General features: G+C 70.2%; 13 protein-coding genes. 5 read left to right on the top strand and 8 right to left on the bottom strand.

Annotated elements, in window-relative coordinates; genetic code table 11:
• Window positions 1-92: 92 nt before the first annotated feature.
• Entirely contained in the window at window positions 93-2,312 is a 2,220-nt protein-coding gene (glgB, locus tag ABNF93_RS03635) for a 1,4-alpha-glucan branching protein GlgB (protein ID WP_349326077.1), read from the top strand.
• Between the two features lie 168 nt (window positions 2,313-2,480).
• On the opposite strand, the gene ABNF93_RS03630 is transcribed toward glgB, so the two are convergent.
• From ABNF93_RS03630 to ABNF93_RS03620, 3 genes are all read right to left on the bottom strand, one after another.
• Window positions 2,481-3,248: a class I SAM-dependent methyltransferase gene (locus tag ABNF93_RS03630; protein WP_349326076.1), complete on the bottom strand. Its 768-nt coding sequence runs from the start codon at window positions 3,246-3,248 to the stop codon at window positions 2,481-2,483.
• Window positions 3,249-3,540: 292 nt separating this feature from the next.
• Window positions 3,541-3,732 (bottom strand): hypothetical protein, encoded by a 192-nt coding sequence (locus ABNF93_RS03625; RefSeq protein ID WP_349326075.1) that lies wholly within the window; start codon window positions 3,730-3,732, stop codon window positions 3,541-3,543.
• 384 nt (window positions 3,733-4,116) lie between these two features.
• A complete protein-coding gene (locus tag ABNF93_RS03620) occupies window positions 4,117-6,852 on the bottom strand; it encodes a glycoside hydrolase family 84 protein (protein WP_349326074.1) in 2,736 nt (911 codons plus the stop codon).
• A gap of 221 nt (window positions 6,853-7,073) precedes the next feature.
• Here ABNF93_RS03620 and ABNF93_RS03615 point away from each other — a divergent pair, with 221 nt between their 5' ends.
• Window positions 7,074-7,745 (top strand): HNH endonuclease family protein, encoded by a 672-nt coding sequence (locus ABNF93_RS03615; RefSeq protein ID WP_349326073.1) that lies wholly within the window; start codon window positions 7,074-7,076, stop codon window positions 7,743-7,745.
• Window positions 7,746-7,814: 69 nt separating this feature from the next.
• Here the strand turns inward: ABNF93_RS03615 and ABNF93_RS03610 are convergent, their stop codons facing one another.
• The 5 genes from ABNF93_RS03610 to ABNF93_RS03590 form a co-directional block, all read right to left on the bottom strand.
• Complete coding sequence (locus ABNF93_RS03610) at window positions 7,815-8,819, bottom strand: DUF8094 domain-containing protein (RefSeq protein WP_349326072.1); 1,005 nt, start codon at window positions 8,817-8,819, stop codon at window positions 7,815-7,817.
• Between the two features lie 6 nt (window positions 8,820-8,825).
• Window positions 8,826-10,691, bottom strand: coding sequence for a hypothetical protein (locus ABNF93_RS03605; RefSeq protein WP_349326071.1), 1,866 nt, complete (start codon window positions 10,689-10,691; stop codon window positions 8,826-8,828).
• A 129-nt stretch (window positions 10,692-10,820) separates the two neighbouring features.
• Window positions 10,821-11,768, bottom strand: coding sequence for a tetratricopeptide repeat protein (locus tag ABNF93_RS03600; RefSeq protein ID WP_349326070.1), 948 nt, complete (start codon window positions 11,766-11,768; stop codon window positions 10,821-10,823).
• A gap of 109 nt (window positions 11,769-11,877) precedes the next feature.
• Complete coding sequence (locus tag ABNF93_RS03595) at window positions 11,878-13,692, bottom strand: NAD-binding protein (RefSeq protein WP_349326069.1); 1,815 nt, start codon at window positions 13,690-13,692, stop codon at window positions 11,878-11,880.
• Between the two features lie 85 nt (window positions 13,693-13,777).
• The gene (locus ABNF93_RS03590) at window positions 13,778-15,316 is read right to left on the bottom strand and encodes a xylulokinase (protein ID WP_349326068.1); all 1,539 of its coding nucleotides are present in this window, start codon (window positions 15,314-15,316) and stop codon (window positions 13,778-13,780) included.
• 177 nt (window positions 15,317-15,493) lie between these two features.
• Here ABNF93_RS03590 and ABNF93_RS03585 point away from each other — a divergent pair, with 177 nt between their 5' ends.
• From ABNF93_RS03585 to ABNF93_RS03575, 3 genes are read left to right on the top strand one after another with little or no spacing between them, the layout of a single operon-like run.
• Window positions 15,494-16,114 carry a PadR family transcriptional regulator gene (locus ABNF93_RS03585; RefSeq protein ID WP_349326067.1) on the top strand — a complete coding sequence of 207 codons (621 nt, stop codon included), beginning with the start codon at window positions 15,494-15,496 and terminating at the stop codon, window positions 16,112-16,114.
• Window positions 16,111-16,554 carry a nitroreductase family deazaflavin-dependent oxidoreductase gene (locus tag ABNF93_RS03580; RefSeq protein WP_349326066.1) on the top strand — a complete coding sequence of 148 codons (444 nt, stop codon included), beginning with the start codon at window positions 16,111-16,113 and terminating at the stop codon, window positions 16,552-16,554. The genes ABNF93_RS03585 and ABNF93_RS03580 overlap by 4 nt, the downstream gene beginning before the upstream one ends.
• Window positions 16,555-16,584: 30 nt before the next feature.
• A complete protein-coding gene (locus ABNF93_RS03575) occupies window positions 16,585-17,508 on the top strand; it encodes a sulfotransferase family protein (protein WP_349326065.1) in 924 nt (307 codons plus the stop codon).
• The last annotated feature ends 112 nt before the right edge of the window (window positions 17,509-17,620 follow it).

Below are 17,620 nucleotides of genomic sequence, written 5' to 3'. Positions count from 1 at the left end.
TTGATGAGGTAATAGGCACCGAACACCTTGGAGTGCGCCACCCTCATACCGCGAGACACGCCGCAGCATCGGCCCGAAGAAGGTGCCCCACGATGCCCGACCACACCACCGTTCCCGCCCAGCCCGCCGAGATCGCCCGCGAGGAGCTGGCCCGGCTGGTCGCCGGGGAGCACCACGACCCGCACGGGATCCTCGGCCCCCACGTCGGCTCCGACGGCGTGGTGACCGTCCGCGTCCTGCGTCCGCTGGCGGAGAAGGTCTGCGTCCGCGTGGGCGCCACACCTGACACGAGCACCCTCGTCGAGCTCACCCACGAGTACGAAGGCATCTGGGTCGGCGTCCTCCCGGGCTCGCAGGTGCCCGATTACCGGCTCGAGGTCGGCTATCCCGACGGAGTGAGCGTCCGTACGGACGACCCTTACCGCTTCCTGCCCACGCTCGGCGAGATGGACCTGCACCTCATCGGCGAGGGTCGTCACGAACAGCTCTGGACCGTGCTGGGTGCGCACGTCCGCACCTACGACACCCCGGCCGGTCCGGTCACCGGTACGTCGTTCGCCGTCTGGGCGCCCAACGCGCGCGGTGTCCGAGTGGTCGGCGACTTCAACTTCTGGGAGGGGCGCGGGCATCCGATGCGCTCGCTCGGCAGCAGCGGCGTCTGGGAGCTGTTCATCCCCGACGTCGGCGACGGCACCCTCTACCGCTACGAGATCCTCGGGCGCGACGGCGGGTGGCGGCAGAAGTCCGACCCGCTGGCGTTCCGGTCCGAGGCACCACCGGCCAACGCCTCCATCGTCTACACCTCGTCGTATGCCTGGGACGACGCCGAGTGGCTCGCCCGGCGCGCCGCCGCCCAGCCGCACGCCGAACCGATGAGCATCTACGAAGTGCATCTCGGATCGTGGCGGATGGGGCGGTCCTACCGCGAGATCGCCGACGAGCTGGTGCCGTACGTCCGCGACCTCGGCTTCACCCATGTCGAGCTCATGCCGGTGATGGAGCATCCGTACGGTCCGTCGTGGGGCTACCAGGTCTCGTCGTACTTCGCGCCGACGGCGCGGATGGGTGACCCGGACGGCTTCCGAGCGCTTGTCGACGCGCTGCACCAGGCCGGCATCGGGGTCCTGCTCGACTGGGTTCCGGCACACTTCCCGCGCGACGAGTGGGCCTTGGCGCGGTTCGACGGCACTCCGCTGTACGAACACGCCGATCCACGCCGCGGCGAGCACCCGGACTGGGGCACGCTGGTCTTCGACTTCGGCCGCCGGGAGGTCCGCAACTTCCTGCTGGCCAACGCGCTCTACTGGCTGGAGGAGTTCCACATCGACGGGCTGCGCGTCGACGCGGTCGCGTCGATGCTCTACCTCGACTACTCGCGGAAGGAAGGCGAGTGGACCCCCAACGAGTACGGCGGGCGGGAGAACCTCGACGCGGTGAGCTTCCTGCAGGACGTCAACGCGACCTGCTACCGGCGGGTGCCCGGCATCGTCACGGCCGCCGAGGAGTCGACCTCGTGGCCCGGGGTCACCAGGCCCACGCATCTGGGCGGGCTCGGGTTCGGGTTCAAGTGGAACATGGGCTGGATGAACGACTCGTTGGAGTACATCCGACACGAGCCGGTCCACCGGCAGTACCACCATCACCAGATGACGTTCTCCCTCATCTATGCGTACTCCGAGAACTTCGTCCTGCCGCTCTCCCACGACGAGGTCGTGCACGGCAAGGGGTCTCTGATCGCGAAGATGCCGGGTGATCGGTGGCAGCAGCTCGCCAACCTGCGGGCGTTCCTCGGATACATGTGGGCTCATCCGGGCAAGCAGCTGCTCTTCATGGGCGGGGAGTTCGCCCAGAGCAACGAATGGGCAGAGTCGCGCGAGCTGGACTGGTGGCTGCTGGAGTTCGCCGAACACCAGGGCGTGCAGGCGCTGGTACGCGACCTCAACCGGGTCTACCGCGAGTCGCCCGAGCTGTGGGCGCGCGAGCAGGACTCCGGTGCGTTCGCGTGGATCGACGCGAACGACGCGGGCAACAACGTCTTCAGCTTCGTCCGCGCCGGGCCGGACGGCTCGCTGCTGGCGTGCGTCGCCAACTTCGCCGCCGTACCGCACGAGGGGTATCGGATCGGACTTCCGACGACGGGCGCGTGGCACGAGGTGCTCAACACCGACGGCGATGCGTACGGCGGCAGTAGCGTCGGCAACCTGGGTGCCGTCGAGGCAGTGGCCGAACCCTGGCACGGCCGTCCGGCGTCGGCGACCCTCCGGGTCCCGCCCCTCGGCACCGTCTGGCTCCGCCACAAGCCTGCGCCCTGACCTGGACTCGGGTCTTGGCGCGCCGCGACGACCCGGCGATTGAAGCGATTGAGGCAAATGACCACGCTGAGCACCGCAGCGCCCGGTAGGGCGGCACCGGGGAGGGGACGGGGCGGCACCGGGGAGGCGGCGGGGCGGCGGCCGGCAGGTCGACAGTGAGCCTGAGGGTCAGCTCACATCGGGCTTGCGGGCCTCGACGAGGAACCGTTGGGTGTGGGCGACGAAGGACCCTTGCCGCTCGATGTGCGCGTGCATGTCAGCCAGCCTGGGGCGGTACGCCTCGACCGTGAAGCCGGGGACGATCCAGATCACCTTGCGCAGGAAGTGCACCACGGCGGCGACATCGAAGAATTCCGCACGCAGCGACTCGTGGCGCAGGTCGACCACCTCGAGGCCGACCCGCTCGGCCTCCGTCGCGGCCCGCTGGGTGCTGTCGCCTCCCACCGGCTGGGTGCCCATCATGAAGTCTTTGAGTTCGCGGACCGTACCGGCACCCACCTGCTGCGACAGGTAGGTCCCACCCGGCTGGAGAACCCGTGCGATCTCGTCCCACAGCGTGACCGTCGGGTGCCGGCTCACCACCAGATCGAACGACCCATCCGGGAACGGGAGCGGCGCTTCGTCGGCGACCTCGACCACCGACGCGCCCAGCCGGCGCAGGTTCCCTCGGGCGACCTCGATGTTCGGCGGCCACGACTCGGTGGCGGCCAGCACGGGCGGTGCTTGGGGGATGCTGGCCAGGACCTCACCGCCCCCGGTCTGGATGTCGAGGCCGGCTTCGGCGGTGGCCATGCGGGCGGCGAGGAGGCGTGAGTAGCCCCAGGAGGGACGTTCCTCGGTCGCCCGCCCCTCGAACCAGGAGAAGTCCCACCCTTCGACGGGTACGGCCTCGCCTTCGGCGAGCAACTCTTCGAACGACGCTGTTGTGCTGGCCATAGCGAGAAGGATGACCCCCACGACGGGTCGCCGCGAGCGGTTTTCCGACGCCGCAACGTCTGTACCAGACGCGAGGCGCCCTCGTCTGGGACAACGCCCGGACCCCCGGTCTGGGACAACGCTCGCAGGGCCGCCCCGTCTGGGACAACGCTCGGGGGCGCTCCGCCCGTCGCACACAAGACTGCGGGGCCCCTGCAAAAGGGGCCCCGCAGGACGTGCTGCTCCAGGTAGCGCTGTGCGTGCGTGACCTGGACGGTCCGGTCAGGTCATTGACCGGGCCCGTCCGGTCCGGTCAGCAGGTCTCGGCGTTGGGACGGGGGGCGTCGAGCCGGTCGGCGAACCGGACCAGCTGCGCCCCGGTGCCGCGAAGCGACCGGACGACCCACCGGTTGCGCTGACGCGGGAAGGGCACCACCTGGTGCCGGGTCCGCTCGTCGTACCGGTAGTTGTAGTCGTTGGCGAAATTGCTGATGGCAGGCCACATGGTTCTTCGATCTCCGTAGGTTTGGTGATGAATGGTCGGGAACGGGGAGGTTCACTCCCTCGACGACCAGCCGCACGCCGCCTTGCCCAGGCGTCTTCCTTGACCCCCCGACATCGAGTGGCGTCGACTTCTGGGTCGACTCCGGCGGCCGAACCGGCGCTGGTGCGACCGGCTGGCTCGCGTGGCAGCTCGCTGGCTGACCACTCCTTCGATGATGATCCGGGTTTGTGTGGACAGTATTTCTGCGGTGCTTCGGCTTGGTGCCTTCCCAACCAATAGGTGGCAACGTCGTAGCCTGGTCGGACATTCCAGTCTTCGCAAGATATTTCTGGTCCGGGTCCAACTTCCTGAGCCCGCCCCGCCCCCACGGCGGCGTGGGCTGCCTCAGTCGGGCAGGTAGTGCGGAACGATCTCCGCGACCCTGGGAGCGACCTCGCCGCGTTTCCACCGTAGGCGGAGTGCCTCGACCGGGGCATGGTCCCGCACCGGGATCGACGTGTAGGTGCCGCCCACCTGGCCGATCACCGTCCATGTCCCGCTCCTGCGCACCTCCAGCGTCCCCTGCGAGGTCTCCCCTGCGGCCTGCAGGACGCTCACCCGCTCCAGCGGGCGGGCCGTCGACAGCGTGACGACCAGATGGTCATCGTCGCCCTCCGGACCGGTCCCGAGGTAACTCGAGTGGGGGTCGCCGTCCACCGCGGCATTCGCCGTACCGCTCGCGTCGCCCGCATCGTTCTCGCCGTCCGCCGCGTTCTCGTCGTCAGACTCGTTCTCGTCGTCGGACTCGTCCTCATGGTCGGAGCCACCGTCGACGGAGAGAGTCGTACGGTCGAGAACCTCGACGTCGAACTCACGGACCACGAGCCAGTACGGAGCGTTCGCCGCCGCAGCGCGGTAGCGGACGTAGCGCGCCCGCGTCCCCTCCGGGGCCTTCGCCAGCACCTCCGCGGCGTCGCCTCGGGTAAGAACGGTCCAGGTCTCGCCGTCGGTGGAGTACTCCAGTACGCCCGACCGGAGGTAGTCCTTCGGTGAGTTGGCGTACGCCAGCTCGAGCCGCACCTCGCCGATTTCGTGCTCGACACGGAGATCGACCTGGACGAAGTCGCCGACCACGGGAGCCCGCGCACTGGAGTAGTAGGTGATCTTGTCGCCGTCGAGCATCTGGGCCGGTTCGTGGCCCGCGTAGGTGTCCATGGATGCCTGCGCCTGCGGCCGGTCGAGCCCGATGCCGAGGGCGGCGTCGACTGCCCGGTCGACCCGGGCGACGAACTCGTCGACCACCCCGTCGCCGACCATCAGCTGACGACCAGCGTGCGGGCTTCGGGTGTCCCGGACCTCCTTGGCGCGCTCGACCAGGCCATTCGCCGCCGCGCGGGCGTCCGCGGCCGCCGCGAGGTCGTTCTCCGCCGCAGCTACCAGGGCGGCGAGCGATGCCTGCATGGCACGTGCCCACAGTTCGGTCGCGTCGAGCCAGCCGGCGGCCTGGGTCGCGAAGTTCGGGTCGTCGACACCTTCCCGGATCAGTTGCGGTGACCCGGCGATCTCAGCCAGCGTGCGACGCAGCTCCGCCGCCGCGCGGGTCCGGTCGCCGTCGTTCCACGCGGTCCAGAAGTCCGCCAGTTTCACCGAGAGCACCGGCGCCCGGGCATAGTGCAGCGCGCCGTCGAAGTTGTTGAGGTCTGCCAACCAGCGGAGAGCGCCGGCCACTCTCCGGTCGCCACCGGCCTGGTCGGCCAGTGCGCGCGACCACGCCGCCGCCGGGTCGAAGCCCTCGTCGTCCCAGCCGAACTCGCCGACCGCGGACAACGCGATCTTGCTCAACGCCGACTGGTTCATCGGGTTGGACAGGACGCCCGCGACCTCACCGGACAGCCCGTTCTCCCGGCCGGAGTACGCACCGAGCGGGATCCGGCCGGGGATGTAGTCGTTGGTCGGATAGTTGTCCCAGAGGATGATCTCGTGCCCGAACACCCTGGCCGCGTGCGCCGCCTGGTCGCGGCTGACTGAGCGCGGGATGTTGGCCACCCCGCTCCAGTACACCGTCACACCCGTCTGCAGCTTGGCCCGCAGGACCTTCTTGTAGGGCGAGTCGGTGACGCTGTCGTACTCCGTCGGCACGATCCGCAGCGCCGCGATGTCGGGCTTGCCGTTCGCCCACTCGTGCTGGAGGCGGGTGAGCAGAGCGGCCTGCGCCTCGGCCGCCCCTCCCGGCTTGTCGGCGTACGTCGCCTCGTCCGCGGCGCAGTGCCACTGGGTGGGATCGATGTCGTCGAAGCCCATCGTGAAGGACCGGACGCCGAGGGCGTAGATCGAGTCGAGCTTCGCCGTCAGGGCCTTGTAGTCCTGTTCGCCGCTGAAGCACATCGACAGTCCCGGCGACAGCGTGAATCCGACGTCGACCCGGTTCTGCCGTGCCCTGCGCACCAGCGTGGCCAGCTGGGAGCGCTTCTCGGCGGGGTACGGCATCCGCCAGAGCTTGCGCTGGTACGGATCGTCCTTCGGTGCGTACTCGTAGGTGTTCATCCGATGCGTGCCCATGAAGTCGAGCAGGTCGAGGCGCTCCTCGAACGACCACGGCGTGCCGTAGAAACCCTCGACCACACCGCGGTACCGCATCGAGGGCGTCTCCTGCACGTGCGTCGGGGGCATGAAGTCGGGTCCGCTGCGACGTTGAACCAGGTCGGCCAGTGCGTGGGCCGCGTAGAATGTCCCGTCGGCGTCCGCACCGTCCAGCACCACGTGACCACGCCCGTCGTGGTCCTTCCCGACAGCGAGGATGTAGCTGTCGGCGGGGAGCGTCGCGGCCGTCTTGGAGCCGAGAGCCGCCAGAGTCGTGGCAGCGTCGCCGAGCCACACGGTGAGGTGGGTACGCGGCTGTGTTCCGTCCGTGTTGACCACCTTGCGGACACCGGCGCGGGCGAGGACATCGCGGACCAGTTGCTCGGTCTGCTCGTCGGAATCGACGCCGCGGACGATCCCCACGGGGCCGATCAGGCCGAATCCCTCGAAGGAGCGCGCCACCTCGGCCTCGGCGCTCGGCAGCATCGCCACGGCCACGAGGACCCCCACCGCCGCCACGACCAACCGGCGTACGAGCCCGCCTCGCTCACGTCCACCCATCGCCGCGGCGTCCCCCTCACCTGTGACCGGATCCCCCGGTACGCCTCTGGGGATTTCCCTGGCACCCCCTGCCAGACCCGGACAGGTCATCAGGTGCTTACCCAGGCGTTCCTCCGGCTCACCCGCAAACGGTCCAAACTGGGATGAGAAACCCGAGACACCGAAAGACACCGCATCAGTTCGCGAGATCCGCGATGGCGATGAGCCCGGAGGTGGCAGCCGTGTCCAGGTGGCGATCAGGTCCCGACCCAGCCCGTCGAAGTCCCCGCAAGCGGCCGGCGATCCTCGCCGTCGTCCTGGCGAGCGTGGCGCTCGTCCTGTCCACCCAGCAGTCCGCCGTGGCGTACCCGCCCACCCCGCCGAGCGGCGGCGAGGCCGCGTCGATGCTCGCCGCGCTCACGGTCGCTCCGGAGGGATCGTCCGACGGATACGACCGCGACCTCTTCCCGCACTGGATCAACCAGAGCGGGTCATGCGACACCCGTGAGGTCGTCCTCCAGCGGGACGGGACCGGCGTCGCCGTCGACTCGTCCTGCCAGCCCACCTCGGGCCAGTGGTACAGCGTCTACGACGCGACCTGGGTCACCGACTCATCCGACGTCGACATCGACCACATCGTCGCCCTCGCCGAGGCGTGGCGGTCCGGTGCCAGCGGGTGGACCACCACGCGGCGGCAGGAGTTCGCGAACAACCTCTCGATCGCCCAACTCATCGCCGTGTCCGCGTCAAGTAACGCCTCGAAGAGTGACAAGGACCCAGCCGAGTGGATACCACCGAACCAGAACACGTGGTGCATCTACGCCCGGGAGTGGATCTGGGTGAAGAGCAGCTACGGGCTCACCGTGGACAGTGCCGAGAAGCAGGCCCTGCAGTCACTGCTCGGCTCCTGCTGAGCGGTCACTGCGGTCGGGTGCGTTCCCTCGCGTACGGGAGGGCTGGGGAGGCGGTCGGGAGGCGGGCCGTCACTTCATGTCAGCCGACGCCAGGGAACGCTCCGTGCCGAGGATGCGGACCCTGATGTCCTCGGCGTCCTGCATCGGGACCGCCGCGACCACCTGCCAGATCCATGACGTACGCAAGAACGCCTCCCCCTTGGCGAGCCCGGTGTAGGCGGCGACGGCGTCGTCCTGGTCGAACTCCAGGCTCGCGTTGCGCATCGCGAGACTCTCCGCCTCCGTCATCGTGAAGAGCACGAGCGCGCCACCGTCCTTGGTCGCGAGCGCCCGCACCGACGTCACGGAGAACTCCTGGTCGTAGGTGAAGGCGTTGGCCTGGCTGCGGTTCTGCTGGGAGGCGCGGTGGCTGCGTTCGGTGTCAGGATGAGGGACGAACGCCGGTGCCTGGGGCGCCTCCGGCCCCTCCTCGAGCAAGGCAGCGTAGGCGGCCGCCGCCTCGGCGGGTGCCCGGGCCCGGCCCTCTCGTTCGCCCGGAGGTACCACGACGGCAGCGCTGTCACGGTCGAGGATCTCCGGGACCTCCGCGTCGTCGTCGAGGACGACGGACTGGGCCTTCCGCCACAATGAACCCGCGGTCGGGCGCATGACCAGGTCGACGGCGGTGTCGCCCTCGCCGGCGACCTTCGAGACGGCGAAGTACCAGACCGGGTAGCCCTCGAACGCGGGGAGGTAGGCCCGTGGATCGCTGTGGCTGACCGCCGCGCCGGGATTCTTGTCGTCCGGGTCGAGCCGTTTGGCGATCCGGAACTGGGCCTGGCTCGCCGTCAGGAGCGGGCCGGACTGGATCGACTCGATGAGGTCGGAATCGCGTGCGGCGCTCGCCTTGGCGTTGATCTTGTCGTACCGCTGGAGGAACCCGATCGTCTTGTCCTGGCTCGCCGGTGACCACTCGGGCGACCTTCCGGTCCTGGTCTCGGGCAGCGAGACGCAGCCCGCACTCGCGGCCAGTGCGAGCAGCAGGACACCGAGGGGGACGGCACGGCGGACGGGCCGGGGGCGCCGGTCAGGCATCCTCCGTCACCGACCTTCCGCCCGGTCGGCGTCGCCCCGCAACAGGGCGTCGATGGTGGTCCGGTCGTCGTCGTACGCACGGTCCTCGGGCGGGGAGTAACCGTGCCCGCTGGCGTCGACGGGCGGGAAGGACTGGAAGTCGGAGAGATCCGGTTCGAACGCCGGGAAGTCCGACAGATCGGGCGTCGGCGAAGCTGCAGGTCCTCGCTGGGGCCGCCAGTCGGGCCCTTCCGGTGCACGGGAAGCTGGCGAGGTGGGTGCGCCACGTGCAGCGCTCCACCATTCGTTTCCCTGGGGTCCGCTCTGCCCACCTCCCTGAGGTCTGCTCTGCCCACTTCCCTGGGGTCCGCCCTGCCCACTTCCCTGCGGTCCGCCCTGCCAACCCGGACCATCGGCTGTGCTCGGCCGGCCAGGCGCAGTCGGTTGGCCGGGCGCAGTCAGGCTTGCCGGTGGGCCAGACCAGCCAACGTCGGCGCCCCCGCTCGGTCCACCAACCTCACGCGGTCCACCAACCTCACGCGGTCCACCAACCTCACTCGGTCCACCAACCTCACTCGGTCCACCTACCTCACTCGGTCCACCTACCTCACGCGGTCCACCAACCTCACTCGGTCCACCAACCTCACTCGGCCCGCCAACGCCGCCAACCCCGCTCGGTCCGCCAACGCCGTCAGGGGCGCTCAGTTCGCTGGGCCCGCTCGGCGGTTGCCAGGGAAGTCGGGCGGACGCCTCGCTGAAGCCGGTCGGACCACCGGGAGGCGCGCCCTGTGGCGTGCGCGGAGGTGCGCTCCGCGGGATGTGGTGTTGCGGGTCCGTCGGCCTCCCCGGCAGATCAGGAGGGTGGCGATGCGCCGGCGGCCAACTGCCGTTGTGCCTCGCGGCGGGCGCTGAGGACGGCGAGGGCGGAACGGTCGCGGGGCCGCCCGAGATGCGCTGTGGCCGGCTGTCGGGATTCCACACCCCCGGCGGCGGCCACGCGCTGCCCGGGGGTGGTGCCGCCGAGGGTCCTGTCGGCATCCCCTGTCCCTGCTGACCGGGGTGCCCTCCCTGGTGACCGGGGTGCCCTCCCTGCCCGGGATGAGCGGGGGCGCTCCGCGCAGTGCCTTGCGCGCTGGATGCGTGGGCAGGCACGGCGCGGGGGTCTGCCGGTATTCCGGGGAGCTCCGCCAACGGCACCGACCGCTCGGGTGATCCCCAGTAGCCGTTGCTCTCCCAGAGCTCCCGGTCCTCCCACAGCACGTCATTGCCGAGCGCAGAATCCTTCCGGAGGGATCGGAAGAGCAGACCGGCGCCAGCGAGGAGCACCATCCCTGCGCCAGCCACGGCGAGCGAGCTTGCGAAGGCGCCCTTGATCTCCAATCCGAACGTGGCGGTCACGTCGACACCGGGCGTGCCGTCGGCGGCCATGATCACCAGGTCGTAGGGACCGTCGGGGAGTTCCCACTCCAGCGTCTGGGCGCCGCGACCCGAGACGTGGGCGGTCCACCAGTCCAGCTCGGTCGGTGGCAGGACGCGCGAGGTAGCGCCTCTGACCTCCTGGGTTTTCACCGTCGACGGGTAGCTGACCTCGGTGAACCGGGTCTGCGCCACCTTGTCGAGGTAGCTGCGGACGTCGATGTCGTGGCCAATGCCGACGAACACGTCCCTGTCCGCCATCGCGGGATCGACCCTCACCACGGCGCGACTTCCGTAGTAGTCGACGAGATCGGGTGGGGTCGTGAGCGCCAGCCCCTTGCTGGCGACCTGCCGCGGTTCGGCGCTCAGGACGTCGTCGGGGCCGACGATCCAGAAACCCACCACGGCGCCGACGCCGAGCGCCACCACTCCGACGAGGGCAGCCAGGATCCCGGCAGCCACACGCAAAGCACGCATGCTCACCTGATGACCCCTGTGACCAAAGTCGGAAGTACCTGCTGATCCGTAGCCTAACCAAGCCGAGCCAGGTCGGGTCAGGCACGATTCTCCACCGGTGGACAACCCGGCGACCCTCGATCCGGCGGGTCAGAAGAGCGCGGCGCTCAGGTCCTTCCGGCCCTGTCGGACCCGCTCGTCCTCGGGCCCGACGGCCTCGAACAGCTCCAGCAGATGCAGCCGGACGACGTTGCGGTCGTCTCCGGTCGTACGCCGGACCGTGTCGACGAGCCGGCTGAACGCGTCGGCCACATGACCGCCGGCCACGTCGAGATCGGCGACCGCGCACTGGACGCGCGCGTCGTCAGGCTTCGCCGCCGCTTCCGCCCGGACCTCGGCGCCGGAGCCGAGAGCCGAAACCCGCCGCAGGAGCTTGGCGCGGGCGAGGCCACGGGTTGCCTCGGCGTCGCTGGGTGCCTGAGCGAGGATCCGTTCGAAGGCGGCGACGGCCCCGTCGAGATCGCCGCGTTCCAGGGCCGCGTCGGCATCGGCGTATCGCGGGTCGCGGGCGGGTTCGTCACCGGCATCCTCGACCGGTGCGCCACCGACCGGCTGGTGCGTACCGGCGGCACCCTGACCTTCGCTCAGTCGAAGGAGTTCCTCGATGAACTGCCGGACCTGCCCCTCGGGCACCGCCCCCTGGAACAACGGCACGAGCTGACCCCGGACGACGGCCACGACGAGCGGGATGCTCTGGACCCCGGCCGCCTGGGCGATCCGGGGATTCTGGTCGACGTCGATCGTGCCGAGCAGGAAGCGTCCCGCGTACTCCGTCGCGAGACGCTCGAGCACTGGGCTCAGTTGCTTGCAGGGCTGACACCAGGTCGCCCAGAAGTCGAGAACGACAGGTGCGGTGACCGACCGTTCGACCACTTCGGTCTGGAAGTTGGCCTCGGTCACCTCGACGACGTATCCGCCACCCGCAGCACCCTGGCCGGGCGCACCGGGTTGACCCGTCGTCGCTCCCGGTGAGCCTGTTGGTGCGCTGAGGCCGGACAGGTCGACGGCACCGGGGCGCGAGAAGCTCTCGGACGTCATGAGGGCGATTCTTCCCGACTGGACTTCTCCCTGCCACGGGAGGTCCCCATCCATGCGCTTGGGCAGGGACGGGTCCGCTGGTCACGCCTCGCCGGCGAGGCGGCACCACTCATGCCTCAGCGTGGATGTCGGAACTCAGCGAATCGTCCTGGTCGGCGGCGGATGAGACCGAAGGCTGCCGCGCGGGCCTGGCGGCCAGCAGGACGCGGGCCAGCCCGGCGCGGCTGGTGACGACCGCCACGCGGTCGCCGGCGCGCAGCGGCGTCGTGAGAGCGGGATCCCAGTTCCACCCCCCGGCGAGTGTCCGGTGGGCGAGGAACCGGACCATCTGCGGCTCCACCAGGTCGCCGAGCAGGTCACCGACGACGGAGGCACCGTCGCGGATGGTCACCTCGGTGACGACGATCACCCGCCGCCCGGCCGGCACGACCGCGTCGACCCGTCGCTCCAGCAGCGCGTCGGCGAACGCGGGAGCGGCGAGCGTGGACACGCTTCGCGTGGTGAAGCCCATTCCCTTACGGTCCTGGACCCGTCCGGCGAACTCGTGGTCGAAGAGGCGCAGGACGACGCGGGCATCGGCGTTGCGTGCTCGTGCGTACAGCCCGGCCTGCAGATTGGCCACGTCGTCGTTCGTGACGGCGAGCAGCGCTCGGCAGCGATGAAGCCGGGCTTCGCGAAGCACCGCGTCCTGGCTGACATCGCCGATGAGAACGGGGATGCGGAGCGCGCGGGCGGTGCGGACGCCCGGCTTCTCAGGATCGACCTCCACCGCGACGACGTTGAAGCCCCTGTCGTGGAGCAACTCGGCGACCCTGGTGCCGACCGTGCCGAGCCCGCACACCACGACATGCCCGCGCGGCCGGCCGCGCAGCACGCCGAGCGACCGCGCCAGTGAGGCCCCCACGAACGCGTCGACGATCGCTGCCGTCACCAGCGACACCATCACGAGCCCGAAAAGCTGGACACCGACCGCGAAAAGCTTCACCCAGGTGGTCGCGCCGGACGTTCGCGGGTCGTCGAAACCGGTCAAAGTCACGGTCGAGACGGCGATGTAGATGGCGTCGGGCCACTCGATCTCCTGGTTCTGCTTCCGCGGCCAGAAGTGCACGAGCAGACTGCCCACGGCGATGACAGCGACCAGGAACAGGGCGACCAGCCGGAGGCGGGCGTCGAAGACCCGCCGCAGGTCGGTGAGGAAGTCGTCCAGTCGGGGATGCACCCGCCTGGGCCTCCGCCGGACTCCGGTGGCAAGGACCAGGTCGGCGTGCTCGTTCGGCAACAGCTCCGTACGACCGTCCGATGTCCGCGCGAGCCCGGTCAGTGGCGGGTCGGCGAGGAGCTCGGCCGGCCCCGCGACGACCTTCCGCCCACCCACCGTCATCGACTGGATCTCGGACTCCCCCAACGCCGCGGCCACGAACTCCGGCGCGGCCATGTCCGCCGCCGACATGGCCTCGCAGGCGACCAGGTTTTCGACGAACTCGGCGAGCCGCGGGTTGACGATGTGGACGACCAGCCGGATCGACTTGTTCAGCTCCTCCGCGGTCAAGGCGGCATGGACATTGCCGAGATCATCGGGCGCGACGAGGGCGATCGCCTGCGCGGTCTCGACCCCGGCTTCCCGCAGCGCCGCTTCGTGGGGTCGCGCGGCGACGACGAGAGTCGCTCCCATGGCCGCCATCTCCTGGGCATGGTCGGAGTCGGCGTCGGGGACGATCACCGTCACGGCCTCGTTGACCGCCAGCAGCTCGGTGGTGATCCGCGCGGCGGTGCTGTCCGAGCCACACACGACGTAGTGGCCGGTCGTCCGGGTGGCCTTCCTGGTGTCGGAACGCTCCGCAGCGGGCTCCTGCGTGCGGCCGCGGCCACGTTCGCGGACCCGTCCGACGATGCCGTTCCGCGTCCTGGTCTGAAGGTCAAGCATGCGTCGCAGTCGCGTCAGCACCCGTTCGAACCCTCCCGTGTCGGTACGCGGCGAAAACGATCTTAGAGCTTCCGGCTCGGAGTCCTCAGGTGACGCGGAGGTCGGCGAGCTGGTCAAACGTACGACCGAGTGCTGGGTAGAGGTCCCGAAAGACCGCGTAGTAGCGCTGGTACACCTCATGACGCGCCGGATCGGGTTCGACGTGCCGGAGAACGCCGGCGGCCCGGGACCGCACCGTCGCGGCCAGGTCGGGGACGAGCCCGACTCCGGCCGCCGCCACCAGTGCGGCGCCGACGGGCGCGCCACGCGACTCCTTCGGCACGTCGATCGGCAGGCCCGTGACGTCGGCCTTGATCTGGGTCCAGGTGGTTCCGCGGGCGCCTCCGCCGACCGAGCGCAGCACACCGGGCCGCAGGCCGAGCCGCCCCAGCTCCTCGAGGTTGTGGGCGAGACCGTACGCCGTGCCCTCGAGGATCGCGCGGACGACGTCGGCCCGCCGGCTCGCCATCGACAGGCCGACCAGCGCACCTCGCGCGTCGGCGTTCCACAGCGGCGAGCGCTCGCCCAGGAAGTACGGCAGGAGCACGAGGCCGCCGCTACCGGGCGGCGCCGTCGCGGCGAGAGCGTCGAGAGCGGCGAACGCGTCGGGGGTAGGTTCGGCGTCGCCGAACTCGTCGCGGAACCAGCGCAGGATCCCGCCCGTCGCGACCATGGAGCCGTAGACGAGATGGTGGCCGGGCAGGGGGTACGGCAGGACGCTCAGGGTGCCGAGCCGGTCGCGGCGGAGGCGCTTCGCCTCGACTGCCGCGTTGACGACGGTCGACTGGCCGGTCATCTCGCAGACGTCGCCGTGGTGGGCGAGTCCCGCCTCCAGGCTGGCCGCCGCGCCGTCGACGACACCCGCCACCACCGGCGTACCGGCGAGCAGTCCGGTCGCCTCCGCGGCGTCGTTCGTCACCGTTCCCACGACGTCGGTCGGTTCCGCTACCGGGGGCAGCCACGCGGGCGGCACGCCCCACAGGTCGACCATGCCGGCCGACCACTGGCCGGTGTCGAGGTCCCCGAGCAGGGTCAGCCCGAGGTGCCCGGAGTCGCAGACCGCCACGCCGGTGAGCCTGCGTACGACATAGCCGTTGGCCATCAGGACGCCGGCGCCTGTCTGCCGAATCCCGGGCTCGTTCGCCAGGAGCCAGGCGAGCTTGGGAGCCGCGAAGTACGCGTCGATCCGGTTGCCGGTCGTGGAGACGACCGTTGCGGCGGCGTCCGCGCGCTGCCGGCAGGCGGGCTGCCCACGCCGGTCGAGCCAGAGCAGTGCGGGCCGCACGGGAACACCCGCCGCGTCGACGACGACCACGCTCGGGGCCTGGCTGCTGATGCCGATCCCGCCGATCCGCGCGGGGTCGACGCCGGACCGACCGAGGACCGCCCGTACGCACCGGCAGGTCGCGGCCCACCAGTCGTCGGGGTCCTGCTCGGCGCCGTTCGGCTCGAGGTACCGGGTGGGGTACTCCTCGCCGGCCTCGGCACGGACCCGCCCGGCGTCGTCGACCAGGACCGCCTTGGCGCCGGTCGTCCCGATGTCGACTCCGATCACACCGTCGCTGTGGACCCTGTCGCCGACCATCCCACCCTGCTTTCCGCTCCGGGACCACATCACCAGCCGGATGTACGCACCAGCATGCCGCCGGACCGCCGCCCCGGTTGTCCGCGCGCCGCCTTCGGACGTATAGTCGATATCGATTAACCGAATTCGACTAACGTCAACGTCACCGTCACGGCAAGGTGCGAAGGGAGATCGTCGATGTCGCTCCGCGCTCTCCGCACGCCATTGACCATGGCCGTGCTGAGCCTGCTCCGCGAACAACCGCGGCATCCGTACGAGCTGCAGGCGCTCGTCCGCGCCCGCCACATCGGCGAGGTGGTGAAGTTGCGCGGCGGTTCGCTCTACGACAGCGTGGGGCGCCTCCATCGGGCCGGACTGGTCGAGCCGGTGGAAACCAGCCGGTCCGGCGGCCGGCCTGAGCGCACGGCCTACGCCATCACCGACGCTGGACGCGACCTACTGGACGCGCTCGTCCGCGAGTACGTCGGCGTCCCCGCGCAGGAGTACCCGGTCTTCGCGGCCGGCCTGGCCCACATCCTCAACGTGACCGCGGGCGACGCGGCCGACCTGCTCGACGCGCGCGCGGACTCCCTGCACGCCGAGATCGACGAGACCGACCGCCAACTCGAGCCGCTGCGCGAGTCCGGCATCGCCCGCGTCGTCCTCCTCGAAGTGGAGTACGCCCAGGTTCTGCGCCGAGCGGAACTCCACTGGCTGCGCCAGATCGTGGACGCAATACGCGAAGGGGCCCTTCCATGGATCGATGGGCCCGAGCGAGCGGAGACGTCCGCCACACCTAGCGACAAGGAGAACCCATGAGCAGTTCGACGTTTCCCCCGCCCTGGCTGAAGTGGGCCAACAAGATCATCATCGGCCTCCAACGGCTCGGCCTCCCCTTCGGCACAATGCACCTCCTCACCGTGCCTGGCCGCCGCACCGGGGCGCCGCGCACGACCCCGGTGTCGCCGTACACCGTCGACGGGCAGCGCTACGTCGTCGCCGGTCAGGTGGACGGCGACTGGGCGAAGAACGTTCGAGCGGCCGGCGAAGCGACTCTCGCCCGCGGACGTCGCCGCGAAAGCGTCCGACTGGTCGAGTTGCCGGTGAACGAGCGGGGACGGATCCTGCGCGAGTTTCCGGTGAAGGTGCCCCAGGGCGTCACCATGTTCCTCAAGACGGGGACGGTGGAGAGCCCTACCCCTGAAGGCTTCGAGGCCGCCGCGCCGCACTGCGGGGTGTTCCGCATCGAACGCCTGTGAGCCGACGTCGGCATGGCAAGATGCCTGCTCGTGGATGATTTCCGGCTGGTCTTCGTCGGCGGGATGGGCCGGTCAGGATCAACGCTGGTCGAGCGGCTCCTCGGCGAGCTGCCCGGCGTGTGTTCGGTCGGCGAGGTCGTGCACATGTGGCGGCGAAGCCTGGTCGACAACGAGGCCTGCGGATGTGGCGCACCCTTCGGCGACTGCGGGTTCTGGCGCGCCGTCGGCGACCATGCCTACGGCGGATGGGATCGCGTCGACGCCGGCGAGATCCTCGCCCTCAAGGACTCGGTCGACCGGATGCGCTTCGTTCCGTCCCTCCTGCGTGCGCGCCCGCCGCGCGAACTCGCCGCCAGGATCGACCGCTACACCGAGCTGTACCACCGGCTCTACGCGGCGATCGCCTCGGTCAGCGGCTGCGGCGTCGTCGTGGACGCCAGCAAGCACGGTTCCCTCGCCGCGTGCCTGTGGCAGCGCTACGGCGCGCGGTTCCAGGTGGTCCACGTGGTGCGTGATCCGCGGGCGGTGGCGTACGCCTGGAACAAGCAGGTCCGGCGACCGGAGGCGACAGCAACCAGCCCCGAGCAGGAGATGGCGCGGTACTCACCGGGCGTGGCCGCCGCACAGTGGATGGCGCAGAACTCCGTCTTCGCCGCACTCGCCCGTCGGGGCGTGCCGACCCGCCGCGTGCGGTACGAAGATTTCGCCGCGAGGCCAGTCGAGGAGTTCCGGGCAGTCGCCGCTTTCGCCGGTCATCGCGGTGCGGTGCCGTTGGGTGCCGACCAGGTGGCACGGCTGTCCAGCAGCCACGCGGTCTCAGGCAACCCGATGCGGTTCACCACCGGCGCCGTCGCCGTACGCGCGGACACGAGGTGGCGCGACGATCTCGACCCGGTGCGGCGGCTCGTCGTGTCCACGCTCACGGCACCCACCCGCTGGCGCTACGGCTACTGACACGCCTCTTCCGTACTGGTCCACGTGGGACGGGCCGTCCTGGTCCACGCGCGGAGCGGCGTCGTGGCTCCGCCAGCAGTCCAGCACCCGGCGGCGTCCATGATCAAGAGTC

The sequence above is a fragment of the Actinopolymorpha sp. B9G3 genome (assembly GCF_040120725.1).
Taxonomy (GTDB): Bacteria; Actinomycetota; Actinomycetes; order Propionibacteriales; family Actinopolymorphaceae; genus Thermasporomyces.
The sequence above is the reverse complement of the archived record's forward strand: the minus strand, read 5'-3'. Positions and strand labels throughout refer to the sequence as shown.